We start from the raw sequence: 17302 nt of genomic DNA, 5'->3' as shown, positions 1-17302 counted from the left end.
GCCGGACAAATGGAGTCGCGGTGCTCAAGGTAAACCACATCAGTTTCAGTAGTTCCGAGGGGGGCGCGGCGATTGCGGCGCACCGGCTGCATATGGCCCTAAACGCCAGCGGCGTGAACTCAACCATGACCGTTGCGCGAGGTCAGGAAGGGCCAGGCATCACCACGTTCAAGCCAGCCAAGGGTCTGGGACGAATGATTCAACGGGAAATGGCGCGCGGTATCCGGCGCAGGCATGAAGCGGATTTCTCGGGTTTGATCTCGCTGGGTCAGGTCCGTTCGGGCTTGGCGCAGTACCTGAACCAACAGTCCTCGCAAATTCTGAACCTGCACTGGGTCAACTCGGATCTGATGTCGATCCGCGAGATCGGAAACCTGTGTCATCCAGTTGTATGGACCATGCATGACATGTGGCCGTTCTGTGGGGTGGAGCACTACTCTGAGGGCGATGCCTGGAAAAACGGTTACGCGACCGAGCAGGATAGCCGAGCGAGCAGGCTGAACCGCCGTGTCTGGAAGAGAAAACAGCGGTTTTGGACGCGGCCGTTCCATCTTGTTGCACCCAGCCGCTGGCTGGCGGATTGCGCCCGGCAAAGCACCTTGACGCAGGACTGGCCCGTTTCAGTCATTCCCAACGCAATCGACACCGATGTCTGGCGCCCCACCGACCGAGACGCGGCAAGAGACCGATTGGGTCTGCCACGCGATTCTGCTGTCATCGGTTTTGGGGCCATGGGGGGCGACAGCGATCCGCGCAAAGGATTTCGGCACCTCAAGGAAGCTCTGTCGATCCTGAAACAGGAAAGATCTGATATCCGGGTTCTGATATTCGGCGCGGATGCGCATGAGGTCGATCTGCCCTTTCCGGCTCATTTCACTGGACAACATTCAGTGCCCGAGGAACTGCGGTCTGTTTACGCGTGCGCGGACGTTTTTGCGTTGCCGTCCCGACAAGACAACCTGCCCAACACCGGCGTCGAGGCGCTTTCATGCGGTATTCCGATCGTCGGGTTCAAGATCGGTGGATTGCCCGATCTGGTCCCGAACCCCGGGTGCGGGCAGCTGGCCAAACCGTTTGATGCGCGGGACTTGGCGGATTGCCTAAAGGGGGTGATTGATGATCAGCGTTCCTGCGAGGCTCAAGGGCAGAAGCGCGACGGGAATGCTGCGCGCAAACATGCCCTGCAGAGCTATGCGATGCCAATCGTGGCCGAGCAATACAGGCGCCTTTATGAAACGCTGGGGTTGAAGGTGCAGTGAGAGGCAGAGGGCCTCAACCGCCCAAGTTGCCAACCTCATGTTCCAGCCGCTGGCGCGCAATCAGTTCGTTGCGCCGGGCCTTCTGCTGGTCTTCCATGCAGCGTTCGACAAAGCTCAGATGCTGTTCCACCGCCTGCCGGGCGGCTTCGGGGTCGCGGGCCTGAAGGGCTGCGTTGATTGCCCTGTGCTGGTTCAGGATAGCGTCGCGTGTGGTGCGCTGGTGGAACATGATCTGGCGGTTGTAGAACACGCCCTGCCGCAGCAGATCGAACATCGACCGCATCATGTGCAGCATCACCACGTTGTGGCTGGCCTCGATGATGGCCATGTGGAACTGCGCGTCCAGATGGGCCTCGTCATCGGCCGCGTTGCGGGCATGGGCGGCCTCCATCTTGTCGAAAATCGCCTGGATCACCTTCAGGTCGCTGTCCGAGCCCAGACGCGCGGCGCGTTCGGCCGCCAGCCCTTCCATGTCGCGCCGGAACGATAGGTAATCGAACACGGCCTCGTCATGGCTGCTGAACAGACGGATCAGCGCGGGCGAAAAGGCCGAGCCCAGAACCTCGGCCACATAGATGCCCGAACCGGCCTTGGCAGTCAGCAGGCCCTGTTCCTGCAGTTGCGAGATCGCCTCGCGCAGCGACGGGCGCGACACACCCAGCCGGTCGGCCAACTCGCGCTCGGACGGCAGGCGCTCACCGGGGCGCAGGATCCCGCGCAGGATCAGCAGTTCGATCTGTTTGACGACGGCCAGGGACAGTTTCTCGGTCTGGACTTTCTGAAAGGGCATCGGATCATCGCTGAAAATTGGTCAAATCATATGACCACACATGCCCGGCCCGCGCAAGAACGGGCCGCGATCACATTGGCTGAAACACTAGGTCAGCATTATTGACTTTAAGCGCAGAGGTCATAGCGTCAGTCCGACCCAGCGGAGGAGGCTCGGCCCATGCACCAGTTATTTGCAACGCGCGCCGCGCGAATGAAGGCGTCTGAAATCCGCGAATTGCTGAAACTGCTGGATCAACCCGGCATCATTTCCTTTGCCGGCGGCATCCCGGACCCGGCGCTGTTTCCGGCCGAGGCGTTTTCTCAGGCATTTCAACAGGCGCTTGGCGCTGACAGCCGGGCTCAGGCATTGCAGTATTCCGTGTCCGAAGGTTACATGCCGCTGCGGGAATGGATCGCCGGCCACATGCGCCAGATCGGCATCGACTGCGGCCCCGACGACGTTCTGATCACCTCGGGCTCGCAGCAGGCGCTCGACTATCTGGGTAAACTGTTTCTGTCGCCCGGCGACACGGCGCTGGTCGGATGGCCGACCTACCTGGGCGCCTTGGCGGCCTTCAACGCCTATGAACCACGCTTTGACCGGTTGCGCGAAGGCGGCAATGCGGGCGCGGCGCAATACCGGGCCGCGGCGGGGCCGGGGACGGTCAAATACGCCTATCTGTCTCCCGATTTTGCAAACCCGACCGGTGAGACCGTCGATCGGCAGGGGCGCGAGGCCCTTCTGGATCTGGCCGAGGAGTTGGACTGCGCCCTGATCGAGGACGGCGCTTATCAGGCCCTGCGTTATGACGGGCAAGCGATACCGCCGATCCTCGCGCTGGAACTGGAGCGGAAAGGCGATCTCCAAGCTTGCCGGACCATCTATTGCGGCAGTTTTTCCAAGACCCTGTCGCCCGGACTGCGGGTGGGTTGGGTCGTGGCGGCGCGGCCAGTCATCGCGCAGCTTGTGCTAATGAAACAGGCCGCCGACCTGCATTCGGCCACCATCAACCAGATGGCCGTGCACCAAGTGGCCCAAACCTGTTTCGACAGCCACATCCCGAAAGTGCGCGCAACCTACGGTGCGCGCCGCGACGCGATGCTGGCGGCGCTGGATCGGCACATGCCCGAAGGCGTGCAATGGACCCGGCCCGAGGGCGGCATGTTCATCTGGCTAACCCTGCCGCCCGGCTCGGATGGCGCGCAGCTGCTGGCCCGCGCGCTTGAGACGGTCAAGGTCGCCTTTGTGCCCGGCCAAGCCTTTCACCCCGATGGCAGCGGCGCCAACACGATCCGGCTGAGTTTCTCCAACTCGGACGAGGCCACGATTGCCGAGGGTATTGCCCGGTTGGGCGCGGTCCTGCACGGGTAAGTTCGGGAAAGCTTTCGTTAACCATTTTGCCGCAAAGCTGCGGCATGATCCGGTTCCTCGCCTTGCTGTTGCTGGCCGGTTGCTCGGCCGGTACGCCCCATTTCCGCGACCTGCCAGCGACCCGCGTGGCCGTGAACGGCAGCGTGTTCCACGTGCGCCTGCGCGGCGACCTGGCCGAGGCGGTCCGCGTCAACAGCCAATATGCCCCGCGGCTGGGGCCGGTCCGGGATCGGGCCGCATTGGCCATGGCGCAGGTCTCGGGCTGTCCGGTCGCCGATGTATTGGGCGACGCGGCGGTGACCGTGGGCATCCTCGCCTGCGACCGCAGGGCGTCGGACCGGCTGTTGCTGGCTGCGGTCACGCCGACCAACTATGAATGCATCGACTTCGGAACCTATGAAAGCGGGTCGGACACCGGATGCCAGGTGTTCGAGTGTTCGCCTTATTGACTCCGCGCAATTCCGCCCAAATCAGCAAGATATTGTGGATAACTCGGCCCAATATCCCATATCCTGCGCAACTTCGTTGACTCGCGGGCATTCCCTTGTCCAGACTTTCAAGGAACGGGAATCATGGAAATCTGCCTTTGCGCTTTACCAAACTCAAACTCACCGGCTTCAAAAGCTTCGTCGATCCGACCGATCTGATCATCGCGGACGGGTTGACCGGTGTGGTGGGGCCCAACGGCTGCGGCAAGTCCAACCTGCTCGAGGCGCTGCGCTGGGTGATGGGCGAGAACCGCCCCAAATCGATGCGCGGCGGTGCGATGGAGGACGTGATCTTTGCCGGTGCCGCCACCCGTCCGGCGCGCAACTTCGCCGAGGTCGTCCTGACCATGGACAACTCGGAACGTCTGGCCCCGGCCGGGTTCAATGACAGCGACCAGATCGAGATCGTGCGCCGCATCACCCGCGACGTGGGCAGCGCCTACAAGGCCAACGGCAAGGACGTGCGCGCCCGCGACGTGCAGATGCTGTTCGCCGACGCCTCGACCGGCGCGCATTCGCCCGCTTTGGTGGGGCAGAACCGGATCGCCGAGCTGATCAACGCCAAACCCCGCGCCCGCCGCCGCATTCTGGAAGAGGCCGCCGGCATCTCGGGTCTGTACCAGCGCCGGCATGAGGCCGAACTGAAGCTCAAGGGCACCGAGGCCAACCTGACCCGCGTCGATGACGTGCTGGAACAGTTGGGCACGCAGTTGGCGCAGCTGGCGCGCCAGGCCCGTCAGGCCGCGCGGTATCGCGAAATCGGCGAGCAATTGCGCCAGGCCGAGGGCATGTTGCTGTATCGCCGCTGGAAAGAGGCCGACATGGCCCGCCAGCAGGCCGAAGAGCGTCTGCGCGACCGCACCACCGAAGCCGCGCGCGCCGAGGCCGAGGCCCGCGCCGCAAGCGCGAAACGCGCCGAGATCGAAGAAACCCTGCCGCCGCTGCGCGAGGAGGAGGCCATCGCCGCCGCCGTGCTGCAGCGCCAGCAGGTGCAGCGCGATCAGCTGTCCGATCAAGAAACCCGCGCGCGCCAGAGCATCGAAACCCTGACCGCCCGCATTCAGCAACTGGGCCGCGACATCGAGCGTGAAACCGGTTTGAACCGCGACGCTGGTGAGATGATCGAGCGGCTGGAATGGGAAGCCCGCGAACTGGCCAAGGCCGCCGAGGGCCATGACGACAAGCTGGCCGAAGCTGCCGAAATCGCCCGCGAAGCCGCCGCGGTTCTGCAGGAGCGTGAGGATCTGTTGGCGCAGGAGACCGAGGACACCGCTCGCCTGGTCGCGCGTCACCAATCGGCGCAGCGCCTGGTCGAGGACAGCCGCAAAACGCTGGCACGGTCCGAGGCCGAAGAGGAAAAGGCCCGTGCGGCCGTCGCCGAGGCCCGCGCCGCGCTGACCCGCGCCGACGGAGCGTTTGAGGCCGCGCAAGCCGCCGAGGAAGAGGCGCGCGAGGCCGCCGAAGCCGCCGAGGAAGCGCTGGCCGCCGCCGACGAGCTGCGCGGTGAAACGCAGGCGCGCGAGGCCGAGGCCCGCGCACAACGCTCCGAGGCCGAGGGCGAGCTGGGGGCTATCCGGGCTGAGACCACTGCGCTGGCCAAGCTGGTTGAGCGCGACACCGCCGAGGGCGGGCAGGTGCTGGACCTGCTGCGGGTCGAGCCGGGCTTTGAAAAGGCGCTGGGTGCCGCGTTGGCGGATGACCTCCGCGCCCCGCTGGTCGAAGGCGATGGCCCGTCAGGCTGGGTGCAGGTGCCGGGCTATGACGCCGATCAACCGTTGCCGGACGGGGCCGAGCCGCTGGCGCTGCACGTCTCGGGGCCGGACTGCCTCAGCCGTCGCATCGCGCAGATCGGCCTGATCGACGCGGATCAGGGCGCGCGGCTGCAACCCTTGCTGAAACCCGGCCAGCGGCTGGTGTCGCGCTCCGGCGATCTGTGGCGCTGGGACGGGTTCCGCGCTTGGGCAGAGGATGCCCCCAGCGCCGCGGCGCTGCGGCTCGAGCAGCTCAACAAGCTTGAGGCGCTGAAACAGCAGCTGGCGCGGGTCGAGGCGCAGGCCGACGGCGCCCGCGCCGCGCATGAGGCTCTGTCGCGGCAACTGACCGAGGTGACCGAGGCCGACCGCCGCGCCCGCGAGGCCCGCCGCGCCGCCGACCAACGCATGGCCGAGGCCGCCCGCGCGCTCAGCCGGGCCGAGGCCGACCGCAACCTGGCGCAGGGCAAGCTGGAGAACCTGACGCTTGCGGTCGACCGCCACAAGCAGGATGCGATGGCGGCCCGTGCCCAGCTGCGCGAGGCCGAGGCCGCCCTGGCCGAGCTGGGCGATTTGGACACTGCCCGCGCACGGGTCGAGGACATCAAGCAGACGGTCGAGGCCGCGCGGATCACCATGCTGACGCATCGCTCGACGCATGATGAGTTGCGCCGCGAGGGCGAGGCCCGCACCCGCCGCGCGCAGGAGGTGGCCAAGGACTTGAGTGGCTGGAAACACCGTTTGGAAACCGCCGAGAAGCGCATCGCCGAGCTGGCCGAGCGCAAAGCCAGTTCCGAGGAAGAACTGACCGAGGCGATGGCCGCGCCCGCCGAGATCGCCGAGGCGCGCGAAGAGTTGAACGAGATGATCGAGGCCGCCGAGGCCCGCCGCGCTGAGGCCGCAGACAAGCTGGCCCAGGCCGAAGCGCTGCAACGCGAGGCCGTGCTGGCCGAGCGCGAGGCCGAGCGCAAGGCCTCGGAGGCGCGCGAAGCCCGCGCCGCGGCGGAGGCGCGGTTCGAGGCGGCCAAGGAAAGTGTCGCCGCCGCCGCCGAGCGCATCGCCGAGGATCAGCAACTGACCCCGAACCAGTTGTTGAACCAGCTGGACGTGAACCCCGACGACATGCCCGCCGCCGATGCCCTGGAAGCTGAGGTGAACCGCCACAAGCGTCAGCGTGATGCCATGGGTGCGGTGAACCTGCGCGCTGAGGAGGACGCCAAGGAGGTTCAGGAGGAGTTCGACACGCTCAACAGCGAGAAATCCGATCTGGAAGAGGCAATCAAGGCGCTGCGCAGCGGCATCGCCAGCCTCAACCGCGAGGGCCGCGAGCGCCTGCTGACTGCCTTTGAACAGGTCAACGCCAATTTCGCCATGCTGTTCAAGCATCTGTTCGGCGGCGGCGAGGCCAATCTGGTGATGGTCGAGAGCGACGACCCGCTGGATGCGGGGCTCGAGATCATGTGCCAGCCGCCGGGCAAGAAGCTGTCGACCCTCAGCCTGTTGTCGGGCGGGGAACAGACCCTGACCGCCACCGCGCTGATCTTCGGCGTGTTCCTGGCCAACCCGGCGCCGATCTGCGTTCTGGACGAGGTCGACGCACCTCTGGACGATGCCAACGTGACCCGGTTCTGCGATCTGCTGGACGAGATGTGCCGCCAGACCGACACGCGGTTCCTGATCATCACCCACCACGCGGTGACCATGGCCCGGATGGACCGTCTGTTCGGCGTGACCATGCAAGAGCAGGGCGTCAGCCAACTGGTCTCGGTCGATTTGAAGAAGGCCGAGCAGATGGTCGCCTGACCGCTCACCGCAACGTTATTCCGCGAACGGGCCGGGCCGGGCTAGGCTGGCTGCATGAAACACCTGTTGCTGATCGCCGCGGCCTGCGCCGCCTCGCCGCTTTGGGCTGCCGAATGGGCCATACGCCCCGGTGATATCCCCCTGAGCCCCGCTGAACTGGACGCGTTGGCTGGGCAGACGCTGACTTTCTATGACGACGGGCAGTCGAAATACTCGGCCGGTGGGGCCTATTCCTATACTTATTCGGCGGTCAATGGCGGCGGAACGGCCTTCGGAACCTACTCGATCGCCGCTGATGGCAGCATCTGTGTGCAGTACCGCAACGGGTTCGACCGCTGCGATCTGTACGTGCGGAACAATGGTCGGTTGATCCTGATCACCGAAAAAGGTGAACGTTACCCGGTGCGACCCGAGTGATCGGGGCCTGCCTTTCACCCGCCGTGCCTAACCAGGAATCGACCGATGACCCGACACGCTCCGACCCTGCACATGCTTTGCGGAAAGATCGCCGCAGGAAAATCGACGCTTGCCGCCCAGCTCGCGAGGAAGCCCGGCACAGTTCTGATTTCCGAGGACGCCTGGCTGAAGCCGCTTTTTGCCGATCAGATGGTGACAGGTGCCGACTATCTGCGCTGTTCCACGCGTCTGCGGGCGGCGATGGGTCCGCATGTCACCACTCTGCTTGAAGCGGGCATGTCGGTTGTTCTGGATTTCCCGGCCAACACGGTCGAAACCCGCGCCTGGATGCGCGAAATTCTGGATCAGACCGATACGGCGCATCAGATGCATGTGCTGACCACGCCCGACACCGTTTGTCTGGCCCGACTGCAAGCACGAAACGCAGCGGGCGACCACGCCTTTGCCGCGACCGAAGAGCAGTTCCGCCGGTTTTCCAAGCATTACGCGGAACCCACGCCTGAGGAAGGATTCACGCTGGTATTCCACGACCCAACGGATTGAGCGTCTAAAGTCGGTTTAGCAAATCAACTGTCGGCCAGGCATCTGCGGGCAGGCCCAGCCGGGCCTGCTCAGCCTGTACTGCAGCGCGCGTACCGGCCCCCAAGATGCCGTCGATCTTGCCCACGTCATGCCCGCGCGCCTGCAGTCTCGCCTGCAGTTGTTTCATCTGGGCGCCGGTCAGGCCCGGATCGGGGTTGCCCGCGGCATAGACTTGCGCGCCTTCGAGCCTGGTGGCGAAATAGGCCGCGGTCAGGACATAGACAAAGCTTTGGTTCCACTCGAAATAGACATCGAAATTCGGATAGGCCAGAAAGGCCGGACCCTTGCGCCCCTGCGGCAGGATCAGCGAGGCCGGCAGGTCGGCCAGCGACCCGCTGCGCGCCTGCACGCCCATCGCCTGCCAGTCCGAGACCGGGCGCGGTTTGCCCGGCCCGCTCAGCGACCAGTCCATCTGTGCGGGCACGGTGACCTCCTGCAGCCAGGGCTGACCTGGCTGCCAGCCCAGATGCGACAGCATCTTGCCCCCAGACATCAGCGCGTCGGGGGCCGACGTTTTCAACCGAACATGCCCGTCGCCATCACCGTCCACGCCGTTTTCCAGAATGTCATGGGGCAGCATCTGCACCATGCCGATCTCGCCCGCCCAGGCGCCCGTGGTGCGGTTCGGGTCGAAGTCTCCGTTCCGGAACAGCTCGATCGCGGCGAAGATCTGCGGCCGGAACAGTTCGGGGCGGCGGCAATCATGGGCCAGCGTCACCAGCGCATTGCGGGTGTTGAAATCGCCCTGAAACGCGCCGTAATCCGTCTCGAACGCCCAGAAGGCCAGCAGGACCCCGCGCGACACACCGTATTCGGCCTCAATCCGGTCGAAAACGGCATCGTATTTCTGCGCCATCGCCTGGCCGCGCCTGATCCGATCCTGCGAGATCAGGCGGCGCGAGAACTCGATGAACGGTTTCTGGAACACGCCCTGCGCCCGGTCGGCCTTCAGCACCTTGGGGTCCTGCTGCACACCGTTGAAGAACGCATCGACCGTGGCCGTGTCGAACCCCTGCTGTGCCGCTTCGGCCTTCAGTCCGCGAACGAAGGCGTTGAAGCCGCCGCCGCATTGGGCAAGGGCCGGGGCGGCGAACAGGCAAGCGGCCATAAGGCCCGAGACAAAGCGCATGACGAAAACCATCCTCAGAAAACCGTGTTCAGAACAACCCACACCGTCAGTCCGGCCAACGCAAGCCCCCAAACCTGCCAAAGGATCCCGCATGCGCGGAAAACCTCCGTTGCGCCGATCGTGCGCCGGGCTTCGCCGTTGACCCAAGCCAGATCGCGCATCTGCCCGTCATAGCTGCGCGGCCCGGCCAGTGCCACGTCCAACGCGCGGGCCATGGCGGCCTCGGGCCAGCCGGCATTGGGCGAAATGTGGCGCTGCGCGTCCGCGACGATGGCCCGCCATTGGCGCCACTGTCCCGACAGGGCCATGATCATCAGGCAAGTCAGCCGCGCCGGGATCAGGTTCAGCAGATCGTCCAGCCGGGCGGCGGCCCACCCGAAGTCTCGGTACGTGTCGTTGCGGTACCCGATCATGCTGTCGGCGGTGTTCACCGCCTTGTAGACCAGCAACCCCGGTAGGCCGCCCAGCAGGAACCAGAAAGCCGGGGCGATCACCCCGTCGCTGAGGTTCTCGGCGGCGCTCTCGATGGCCGAGCGCGCCACCTGTGCCTCGGTCATCTGCGAGGTGTCGCGCGACACGATCATTGCCACCGCTGCGCGGCCCTCGGGCAGGGACTGCCGCAGCGCGACGCCCACGGCGCGGACATGCGCCACCAGAGAGTTCTGTGCCAACAGGATCGCGCAGACTACGACCTCGACCGCCCAACCAAGCGACGCCAGCGCCGCACCGACCACCCAGCCGCCCAAGACCAGCAGAAGGGCGACGAACACGCCCTTGGCCCGTCGATGCGTGCCGTGATTCAGGCGGCGGTCCAACCAGCCGATGGCGTTGCCCATCAGCACCGCCGGGTGCCGCAGGCGCGACCACAGCCAATCGGGCTCGCCCAATGCGGCGTCCAGCAGCATCGCCAGGGCCAGCGTCAGCGCGGTGCTCACAGCGCCGCCTCGAGCCGCGACCAGCCATGCTCGGGCGGCAGGCCCAGCCGCAGGAACCGATCAGAATAGGGGAAGATGCGGCTCCAGATATGGGCCTGTGCCAGCCGGTCCTGCCAGACGGCGGCATCGTCCACGTCATACAGGCGGAACAGCGTGGTTCCGCCGACCAAATGCGCGCCCTTGCCGGTCATCAGCGTATCCAGCCGTTCCGTATCACGGGCCAGTCGGGCGCGTGTGGCCTCGGCCCAGGCCGTGTCATTCAAGGCCTGCGTGCCGATGCGCAGGGCCGGGCCGGACACCGCCCATGGGCCGGTCAGATCGTTCAGTCGCGCGATCAGGTCGGGATGCCCGATGGCAAAGCCCAGCCGCAGGCCCGCAAGACCCCAGAACTTGCCAAAGCTTTTCAGGACGATCACGCCGGGGCGCTCGGACAGACGGATCAGAGATGCTTGGGGCGTCACGTCGCAAAAGCTTTCGTCGATCACGGTCAGCGGCGCATCGGCGTCCTCGGCCTGCCAGATCCGGCCGTCGGGATTGTTGGGATGCACGAACACCCGCGCCTGCGTCGGGCCGCCGGGCTGCACCGTCCAGCCCTGCGCGGCAAAGGCGGCGGCATGTTCGTTGTAGGTTGGCATGGTGATCTGGACTGCACCAACGGGGGCCAGCGCCGGGATCCGCGCGATCAGGGCCGAAGCGCCCGGCGCGGGAAGAATCGCCGCGCCGTCCGGCACACCCCAGAACCGGCGGGCCGCATCGCTCAGCCGGGCAAAGGCCCCGTGGTCGGGCAGGGCGGTCCAGTCTTCGGACGTGAGGTCCGCCACCGGGTAGGGGTGCGGGTTGATCCCGGTCGACAGGTCGATCCATTCCGCTCGCGCGCCGCCGTGGCGAGCAATGGCGTCGTCCAACCCACCGCCGTGGTCACGCTTGCCGCGTGGGTTCAAGTCGTCAGTGCGGTCAGTCATGCCGGAATCGTCCAAAACGCCGAATTTACCCCGCTTCAAGCGGATTTACGCCGTTTTTACAAGCAAATCCGGTTCATAGAGGAGGGCTGGAGCGGCCGTTAACCCTTTGTTAACGAAATAACGTGATCACAGCTTATGGGGGTCGGCACCACTCACCTTATCAAGTGCCGAGGTTGTTGCAAATGAAAGTTCTGATTGTTGAGAGTAACCCCGATCTGGGTCGGGTCTGGCAGCGGCACCTGGAACGGCAGGGGGCCGAGGTTACTCTGGTCGAAAGCCAGGAGGCAGCGATCCTTGCACTTTATGGCACGCCCTTCGACATCATAATCCTGGACTTGGTTCTGGATTCAGGCAGCGCGTTGGCTGTCGCCGATTTCGCCAGCTATCGCCGCCCGGATGCCCGGGTGATTTTCGTCACCAACACCACGTTCTTTTCCGACGGGTCGATCTTTGCGCACAGCCCCAACGCCTGCGCCTATGTCCAGAGCGGAACGCCGCCCGAGGATCTGGCGGCGATGGTCGAGCATTACGCTGCGGGGCGCTGATCGCGTCCGTGCGGCTCCCAATAGTCCAGGATGGGGTTGATCGGGATGATCCGGTGCGGATTGATGCTGTCGTGACTGTAGTGATAGTGCCGCACGATATGGTGCAGGTTCACCGTGCCCGCCACGCCCGGCCATTGATACAGTTCGCGCGTGTAGGCCCACAGGTTGGGATAGTCGATCAGCCGCCTGCGGTTGCACTTGAAATGCAGGTGGTAGACCGGGTCGAACCGGATCAGGGTCGTGAACAGGCGCCAGTCGGCCTCGGTCAGGCGATCACCCATCAGGTATCGGTTCGTGGACAGCCGGTCTTCCAGCCAGCCCAGCGTGTCGAACAGGGGGTGCACGGCCGCGTCATAGGCCTCCTGCGTGGTGGCAAAGCCGGATTTGTAGACGCCGTTGTTCACGTTTGAATAGACCCGCGCATTGACCTCTTCGATCGCGTCGCGCATCTCGGCGGGCCAGTAGTCGTCGGTGTTGCCGGTGATTTCGTCGAAGGCCGAATTGAACATGCGGATGATTTCCGAGCTTTCGTTCGACACGATGGTCTCTTGCACCTTGTCCCACAGGATGGGCACCGTCACCCGGCCCGAGTAGTTCGGGTCGGCGCGTGTGTAGACCTGATAGGCAAAGTCCAGCCCATACAAAGCATCGCCGGTGGCGCCGTGATCGTCGGTCTGGAAAGTCCAACCGCGGTCCAGCATGTCCGGATGAACCACCGAGACGGTGATCAGGTCCTGAAGTTCCTTGATCTGGCGGAAGATCAACGTCCGGTGTGCCCAAGGGCAGGCCAGGCTGACATACAGGTGATATCGCCCGGCTTCGGCCTTGAAACCGTCCTTGCCCGAGGGACCTGAATTGCCATCGGCCGTTATCCAGTTTCGAAACTGGGCAGCCGAACGTTTGAACGCTCCGCCGGTGGATTTCGTGTCATACCAGGTATCGTGCCAGGTGCCGTCGACCAACAGGCCCATCTTGGATCCTCCGTTTCCGTGTCCGGACAAAGCTTAGTGCGACAGCGCCGCAGTTCACATCGCCGACGGCGCGCAGCATCTCTGCGCAGTCGCACAGTGCCGCCCGGGATGGCTGTGCAACAAATCGCCCACAGGTCCGCGTCAACGGTCGGACTTCACTGGATTTTTACGAAGATACCCCCACAATAGATGGCATAGCTTGGGGGGAATTTTGATGAGTACTTATGTTTCCAAAGAAATTAGCGCCGAATTGGATGCGGCCCGAATCGCATCGCTCAAGAAGTCCAGCCGCCTGCGGGTGGAAATGGGCGACAATACCTACAGAATCCTCAAATTGTGGAAGGATGGTTTCGCCGTCGAGGCCGAGACAACACCGCGTCTGCGTGGACTGGTCGATATTTTTGACGGCGCCAACCACCTGTATCAATGCCTGATCGTCGCTGACGAGGAAGACGGCGGCCAGATGCGATATGAGTTCAAGCGCAGCACCGTCGCGGCGGACAAGGCGCCACTGGATTTCTATCGCGCGCCGGATGCCCCAATCGCCCTTCTCGGCAAAGACGACTAGGGCAGACCGTTCGCACGGCCTTATTGAAGGTCGGAAAAAGCAAGTTTCAAACGGGCGCACGCGTCCTCGACCCGCGCCCGCTGAGTGGCGAGATTGAACCGTTCGAAGGTCTCGCCTCCCGTTCCAAACCCCGGACCGGATGACGTTGCGATCCGCGCATCATCGCGCAGACGGCGCACGAATTCGGCGTGGTCCATTCCGGTGCCCGAGAAATCCACCCAAGCCAAGTAGGTCGCCTGCAGGGGCATCGACCACAGGCCGGGGATCTCGGAAATAGCAGCATCGAACAGCGCGCGATTGCCGTTCAGGTGGTCGATCTGGGCATCCACCCATTTGGCGCCCTCGGGTGAGTAGGCTGCGGTGATTATCGCCACGCCCAATGCGCTGGGGTCGTAGTCCAGCGTGTTCAGCCGGTGGCGCATTTGCGCCCGCAGCTTGTCGTCGGGAATGATCATGTTGCCGGTGCGCTGGCCGGCGATGTTGAAGGTCTTGGACGGTGCAGTCAGCGTCACCGTCCAGGGCCGTGCATCCGGCGCGGCAACGTCCATCGGTACGAATGTATGCCCGGGATAGACCAGATCGTGATGCACTTCGTCCGAGATCAGGATCAACCCATTGCGTTCGGCAAAGGCCGCCACCGCGCGCAGCTCGTCCGGTGTCCAGACCCGCCCGGACGGGTTCTGTGGTGAGCACCACAGCAACAGCTTTTCCGACCCGTCCAGCCGCGACTGAGCGTCGTCCAGGTCGATCGCATAGGTGTCACCGGCCCGCACCAGCGGACATTCCACCACCCGGCGGCCGGTCTTGTTCACCTTGTGCGCAAACTCGTGGTAGACCGGCGTGAAGATCACGACCCCGTCACCCGGTTCGCTCCACACGTCGAGGCTCAGCGCGATGGCGTTGCCCAGACCCTGTGTTGTCAGAATCCAATCGGTGTCGATCGCCCAGTCGTGGCGGTTCTGCATCCACCACTGCACCGCCTGCAGATAGGCCGGGTGCTGCCAGGAATAGCCGAACACCCCGTGATCCGCCGCGCGGCGCACCGCCTCAATCACGCAGGGCGCGGTGGCATAGTCGGAATCGGCGGTCCACATGGCGAGCCCGTCCTCGGGCGAGACACCATAGAGTTTCTCCATCTTGTCCCATTTCGAGCTGAAGGTGCCCCGGCGGTCGATCAGGTCGTTGAAAGTCATGTCTGCTCCATTCGTTGGCCCGAAAGCTATCGGGAAATTCGCCCGGCGCAAGGGGGGCGTTGCGGCCACGCGCGCGATGACCTAAATCAGCCCCATGAAACGCAACATCCTGATCCATCCTGATCCCCGCCTGAAAAAGGTCTGTGCGCCCGTGGACGACCTGTCAGACGAGCTGCGCGCGCTGGCCGACGACATGCTGGAAACCATGTATGAGGCGCCGGGCATCGGGCTGGCCGCGCCCCAGATCGGCGTGCTGGAACGGCTGATCGTGCTGGATTGCGTCAAGGAGGAAGGCGCCACTCCCCGCCCGCTGGTGATGTTCAACCCCGAGATCATCTCGGCCTCGGACGAAACCAGTGTCTACGAGGAAGGCTGCCTGTCGATCCCCGATCAGTTCGCCGAGGTCACCCGCCCGGCCGAGGTCGAGGTCGCCTGGATGGACCAGAACGGCAACGCGCAGCGCGAAACCTTCGACGGTCTCTGGGCCACCTGCGTGCAGCACGAGATCGACCACCTGAACGGCAAGCTGTTCATCGACTATCTCAAGCCGCTGAAACGGCAGATGATCACGCGCAAGATGGTCAAGCTCAAGCGTGAGCTGGCCCGCGCATGACCGTCCGTCCCTGCCTGCCGTGGCCCGACAAGCGCCTGCGCACCAAGGCCGAGCCGGTGACCGAGATCACCGACGAGATCCGCGCCATCTGGGACGACATGATCGACACGATGGAGGCGATGCCCGGCGTCGGCCTGGCGGCGCCCCAGATCGGTGTGATGCTGCGGCTGGCGGTCGTGGACGGCTCGACCGAGCGTGGCCGCGCGGTGCGCTTGGCCAACCCCGAAATCCTGCACAGCTCGATCGAGCTGCGCGAGCATGACGAGGCGAGCCCGAACCTGCCGGGCGTGTCGGCCAAGATCAAACGTCCGCGTGCGGTGACGGTCCGATTCCTCAATGAAAAAGGCGAGATTGACCGACGCGATTTCGTCGGCATCGAAGCCACCAGCGTGCAGCACCAGATCGACCATTTGAACGGCAGGATGTATTTTGACCGTCTCAGCAAGGTCAAACGCGACATGCTGCTGCGCAAGGCGAAAAAGGCGGGGTAAGGCGGCATGCGCGTCATCTTCATGGGAACGCCCGAGTTTTCGGTGCCGGTGCTGGATGCGCTGGTGCAGGCCGGGCACGAGATCGTCGCCGTCTATTGCCAGCCCCCGCGCCCGGCCGGTCGCGGCAAGAAGGACCGGCCCACGCCGGTGCATGCCCGCGCCGAGGCGCTGGGCCTGCCGGTGCGTCATCCCACCACGCTGAAATCGCCCGAGGAACAGGCCGCCTTTGCCGCGCTGAAGGCCGATGTGGCGGTGGTCGTGGCCTATGGGCTGATCCTGCCGCAGCCGATTCTGGACGCGCCCCGGCATGGCTGCCTGAACATCCACGCCAGCCTGCTGCCGCGCTGGCGCGGGGCCGCGCCGATCCACCGGGCGATCATGGCGGGCGATGCCGAGACCGGCATCTGCATCATGCAGATGGAGGCCGGTCTGGACACCGGCCCCGTCCTGCTGCGTCAGGCCACCCCGATCGGACCCGAGGAAACCACCGCCCAGCTGCATTACCGCCTGTCGGCGATGGGCGCCGATCTGATCGTGCAGGTACTGGACCGCCTGCCCGAGCTGACCCCCGAACCGCAGCCCGAGGTCGGCGTGACCTATGCCGCCAAGATCGACAAGGCCGAGGCCCGCGTGGACTGGTCGCGCCCCGCCGTCGATGTCGATCGCCAGATTCGTGGCCTGTCGCCCTTTCCCGGCGCCTGGACTCAGATCGAGGGCGAGCGCGTCAAGCTGCTCGCCTCGCGCCTGTCGGACGGGCAGGGTGTGCCGGGCGAGGTGCTGGACGACGCGCTGCGCGTGGCCTGCGGCACCGGCGCGGTCGAGCTGCTGCGCTTGCAACGGGCGGGCAAGGCGGCGCAGGATAGGGAAACTTTTCTGCGGGGCTGGCCGATCCCGGCCGGAACCCGCCTCGACTCGGAGACGTCCTGATGTTCATGGTGATGATGGGCACCGTAGTGATTGCCGGCATCGTCGGCTATCTGTCCGAGGTGACGGGCTTTACCCACAACGGTTATCTGCAATCCATCATCATCTGCGTGGGTGGGGCGTTCCTGTTCTATTTCATCCGCATCATGTTCGGTATCAGCTTTGGACCGCCGGGGCTGGATGCGGTGATCTCGTCGGTGGGGGCCTTGATCATCGTGCCCACGCATTGGAGGAAATGAGATGCCCGTCCTTGCCTTGATCGTCATCGGCGCCGCGGCCGGATTTCTGGCCACCCGCCTGATGCGGATCGAGGCGGACATCCCCACCACCCTGCTGATCGGCATCGCCGGGGCCGTGGTGGGCGGGCTGATCATGCGCGCCTTGCTGACGGTCATGGGCTGGATGCCCGGATTCGTCGGCGCGGTGCTGGGCGCGCTGCTGCTGATCTGGCTCTGGAAGACCTATTTCCGGCGTTAATGCGGCAGGTCGCAGGCCACGCTAGACAGTGCTTTGGCAATCAACTAGGCA

General features: G+C 64.7%; 19 protein-coding genes. 13 read left to right on the top strand and 6 right to left on the bottom strand.

The genetic code is table 11. The features are described from left to right. The first annotated feature begins 20 nt into the window (after positions 1–20). Positions 21–1259, top strand: a complete 1239-nt coding sequence (locus tag AC2FNL_RS00505; RefSeq protein ID WP_496831667.1) for a glycosyltransferase — start codon at positions 21–23, stop codon at positions 1257–1259. Between the two features lie 13 nt (positions 1260–1272). On the opposite strand, the gene AC2FNL_RS00500 is transcribed toward AC2FNL_RS00505, so the two are convergent. Continuing rightward, positions 1273–2049 carry an FCD domain-containing protein gene (locus AC2FNL_RS00500; RefSeq protein ID WP_093965224.1) on the bottom strand — a complete coding sequence of 259 codons (777 nt, stop codon included), beginning with the start codon at positions 2047–2049 and terminating at the stop codon, positions 1273–1275. A gap of 159 nt (positions 2050–2208) precedes the next feature. On the opposite strand from AC2FNL_RS00500, the gene AC2FNL_RS00495 reads away from it, so the two are divergent. The 5 genes from AC2FNL_RS00495 (at position 2209) to AC2FNL_RS00475 (ending at position 8404) form a co-directional block, all read left to right on the top strand. Further along, positions 2209–3402: an aminotransferase-like domain-containing protein gene (locus AC2FNL_RS00495; protein ID WP_496831665.1), complete on the top strand. Its 1194-nt coding sequence runs from the start codon at positions 2209–2211 to the stop codon at positions 3400–3402. A gap of 44 nt (positions 3403–3446) precedes the next feature. Beyond that, positions 3447–3851 carry a hypothetical protein gene (locus AC2FNL_RS00490; protein ID WP_496831663.1) on the top strand — a complete coding sequence of 135 codons (405 nt, stop codon included), beginning with the start codon at positions 3447–3449 and terminating at the stop codon, positions 3849–3851. Between the two features lie 137 nt (positions 3852–3988). Beyond that, on the top strand, positions 3989–7444 hold the full coding sequence (locus AC2FNL_RS00485) for a chromosome segregation SMC family protein (RefSeq protein WP_496831661.1): 3456 nt from the start codon (positions 3989–3991) through the stop codon (positions 7442–7444). A 54-nt stretch (positions 7445–7498) separates the two neighbouring features. Next, a complete protein-coding gene (locus AC2FNL_RS00480; RefSeq protein WP_496831659.1) occupies positions 7499–7861 on the top strand; it encodes a hypothetical protein in 363 nt (120 codons plus the stop codon). Between the two features lie 45 nt (positions 7862–7906). Continuing rightward, positions 7907–8404, top strand: a complete 498-nt coding sequence (locus tag AC2FNL_RS00475; RefSeq protein ID WP_496831657.1) for a P-loop nucleotide/nucleoside kinase family protein — start codon at positions 7907–7909, stop codon at positions 8402–8404. 4 nt (positions 8405–8408) lie between these two features. Here AC2FNL_RS00475 and AC2FNL_RS00470 read toward each other — a convergent pair whose 3' ends face one another. The 3 genes from AC2FNL_RS00470 to cobD are packed head-to-tail and all read right to left on the bottom strand — an operon-like array spanning position 8409 to position 11469. Further along, positions 8409–9572, bottom strand: a complete 1164-nt coding sequence (locus tag AC2FNL_RS00470; RefSeq protein WP_496831655.1) for a lytic murein transglycosylase — start codon at positions 9570–9572, stop codon at positions 8409–8411. A 14-nt stretch (positions 9573–9586) separates the two neighbouring features. Continuing rightward, on the bottom strand, positions 9587–10507 hold the full coding sequence (cbiB, locus tag AC2FNL_RS00465; RefSeq protein WP_496831653.1) for an adenosylcobinamide-phosphate synthase CbiB: 921 nt from the start codon (positions 10505–10507) through the stop codon (positions 9587–9589). Continuing rightward, a complete protein-coding gene (gene cobD, locus AC2FNL_RS00460) occupies positions 10504–11469 on the bottom strand; it encodes a threonine-phosphate decarboxylase CobD (protein ID WP_496831651.1) in 966 nt (321 codons plus the stop codon). Before cobD ends, cbiB begins: the two co-directional genes overlap by 4 nt. 182 nt (positions 11470–11651) lie before the next feature. Here cobD and AC2FNL_RS00455 point away from each other — a divergent pair, with 182 nt between their 5' ends. Next, positions 11652–12014, top strand: coding sequence for a response regulator transcription factor (locus tag AC2FNL_RS00455; protein ID WP_093965237.1), 363 nt, complete (start codon positions 11652–11654; stop codon positions 12012–12014). Here AC2FNL_RS00455 and AC2FNL_RS00450 read toward each other — a convergent pair. Next, positions 11996–12985, bottom strand: a complete 990-nt coding sequence (locus tag AC2FNL_RS00450; protein ID WP_496831648.1) for a glutathione S-transferase family protein — start codon at positions 12983–12985, stop codon at positions 11996–11998. The two genes, AC2FNL_RS00455 and AC2FNL_RS00450, sit on opposite strands and share 19 nt — an antisense overlap. A 214-nt stretch (positions 12986–13199) precedes the next feature. Between AC2FNL_RS00450 and AC2FNL_RS00445 the strand changes: the two genes are divergently transcribed. Then, positions 13200–13553 carry a hypothetical protein gene (locus AC2FNL_RS00445; protein ID WP_093965240.1) on the top strand — a complete coding sequence of 118 codons (354 nt, stop codon included), beginning with the start codon at positions 13200–13202 and terminating at the stop codon, positions 13551–13553. 20 nt (positions 13554–13573) lie between these two features. Here AC2FNL_RS00445 and AC2FNL_RS00440 read toward each other — a convergent pair whose 3' ends face one another. Continuing rightward, positions 13574–14746 (bottom strand): MalY/PatB family protein, encoded by a 1173-nt coding sequence (locus AC2FNL_RS00440; protein ID WP_496831646.1) that lies wholly within the window; start codon positions 14744–14746, stop codon positions 13574–13576. A 94-nt stretch (positions 14747–14840) separates the two neighbouring features. On the opposite strand from AC2FNL_RS00440, the gene def (AC2FNL_RS00435) reads away from it, so the two are divergent. Genes def (AC2FNL_RS00435) through AC2FNL_RS00415 form a run of 5 tightly spaced genes read left to right on the top strand, consistent with a single transcriptional unit; the run spans position 14841 to position 17251 of the window. After that, positions 14841–15359: a peptide deformylase gene (gene def, locus AC2FNL_RS00435; protein ID WP_496831644.1), complete on the top strand. Its 519-nt coding sequence runs from the start codon at positions 14841–14843 to the stop codon at positions 15357–15359. Continuing rightward, entirely contained in the window at positions 15356–15850 is a 495-nt protein-coding gene (gene def / locus AC2FNL_RS00430; RefSeq protein WP_170454026.1) for a peptide deformylase, read from the top strand. Before def (AC2FNL_RS00435) ends, def (AC2FNL_RS00430) begins: the two co-directional genes overlap by 4 nt. A gap of 6 nt (positions 15851–15856) precedes the next feature. Beyond that, positions 15857–16777 carry a methionyl-tRNA formyltransferase gene (gene fmt / locus AC2FNL_RS00425; protein WP_496831641.1) on the top strand — a complete coding sequence of 307 codons (921 nt, stop codon included), beginning with the start codon at positions 15857–15859 and terminating at the stop codon, positions 16775–16777. Further along, positions 16777–17013, top strand: a complete 237-nt coding sequence (locus AC2FNL_RS00420; RefSeq protein ID WP_005981317.1) for a hypothetical protein — start codon at positions 16777–16779, stop codon at positions 17011–17013. Before fmt ends, AC2FNL_RS00420 begins: the two co-directional genes overlap by 1 nt. A gap of 1 nt (position 17014) precedes the next feature. Then, complete coding sequence (locus AC2FNL_RS00415) at positions 17015–17251, top strand: GlsB/YeaQ/YmgE family stress response membrane protein (RefSeq protein ID WP_093965248.1); 237 nt, start codon at positions 17015–17017, stop codon at positions 17249–17251. Positions 17252–17302: the final 51 nt, after the last annotated feature.

The organism is Ruegeria sp. CRTD044, assembly GCF_059613485.1.
Note: the sequence above shows the minus strand (reverse complement) of the source record. Positions and strands in the feature narration are given on the sequence as shown.

What these genes read in the sequence shown, in the direction of transcription:
- AC2FNL_RS00500 (WP_093965224.1), bottom strand. Translation starts at nt 2,049, where the DNA reads ATGCCCTTTCAGAAAGTCCAGACCGAGAAACTGTCCCTGGCCGTCGTC.
- AC2FNL_RS00495 (WP_496831665.1), top strand. Translation starts at nt 2,209, where the DNA reads ATGCACCAGTTATTTGCAACGCGCGCCGCGCGAATGAAGGCGTCTGAA.
- AC2FNL_RS00490 (WP_496831663.1), top strand. Translation starts at nt 3,447, where the DNA reads ATGATCCGGTTCCTCGCCTTGCTGTTGCTGGCCGGTTGCTCGGCCGGT.
- AC2FNL_RS00480 (WP_496831659.1), top strand. Translation starts at nt 7,499, where the DNA reads ATGAAACACCTGTTGCTGATCGCCGCGGCCTGCGCCGCCTCGCCGCTT.
- AC2FNL_RS00475 (WP_496831657.1), top strand. Translation starts at nt 7,907, where the DNA reads ATGACCCGACACGCTCCGACCCTGCACATGCTTTGCGGAAAGATCGCC.
- AC2FNL_RS00470 (WP_496831655.1), bottom strand. Translation starts at nt 9,572, where the DNA reads ATGCGCTTTGTCTCGGGCCTTATGGCCGCTTGCCTGTTCGCCGCCCCG.
- cobD (WP_496831651.1), bottom strand. Translation starts at nt 11,469, where the DNA reads ATGACTGACCGCACTGACGACTTGAACCCACGCGGCAAGCGTGACCAC.
- AC2FNL_RS00455 (WP_093965237.1), top strand. Translation starts at nt 11,652, where the DNA reads ATGAAAGTTCTGATTGTTGAGAGTAACCCCGATCTGGGTCGGGTCTGG.
- AC2FNL_RS00450 (WP_496831648.1), bottom strand. Translation starts at nt 12,985, where the DNA reads ATGGGCCTGTTGGTCGACGGCACCTGGCACGATACCTGGTATGACACG.
- AC2FNL_RS00445 (WP_093965240.1), top strand. Translation starts at nt 13,200, where the DNA reads ATGAGTACTTATGTTTCCAAAGAAATTAGCGCCGAATTGGATGCGGCC.
- AC2FNL_RS00440 (WP_496831646.1), bottom strand. Translation starts at nt 14,746, where the DNA reads ATGACTTTCAACGACCTGATCGACCGCCGGGGCACCTTCAGCTCGAAA.
- def (WP_496831644.1), top strand. Translation starts at nt 14,841, where the DNA reads ATGAAACGCAACATCCTGATCCATCCTGATCCCCGCCTGAAAAAGGTC.
- def (WP_170454026.1), top strand. Translation starts at nt 15,356, where the DNA reads ATGACCGTCCGTCCCTGCCTGCCGTGGCCCGACAAGCGCCTGCGCACC.
- fmt (WP_496831641.1), top strand. Translation starts at nt 15,857, where the DNA reads ATGCGCGTCATCTTCATGGGAACGCCCGAGTTTTCGGTGCCGGTGCTG.
- AC2FNL_RS00420 (WP_005981317.1), top strand. Translation starts at nt 16,777, where the DNA reads ATGTTCATGGTGATGATGGGCACCGTAGTGATTGCCGGCATCGTCGGC.
- AC2FNL_RS00415 (WP_093965248.1), top strand. Translation starts at nt 17,015, where the DNA reads ATGCCCGTCCTTGCCTTGATCGTCATCGGCGCCGCGGCCGGATTTCTG.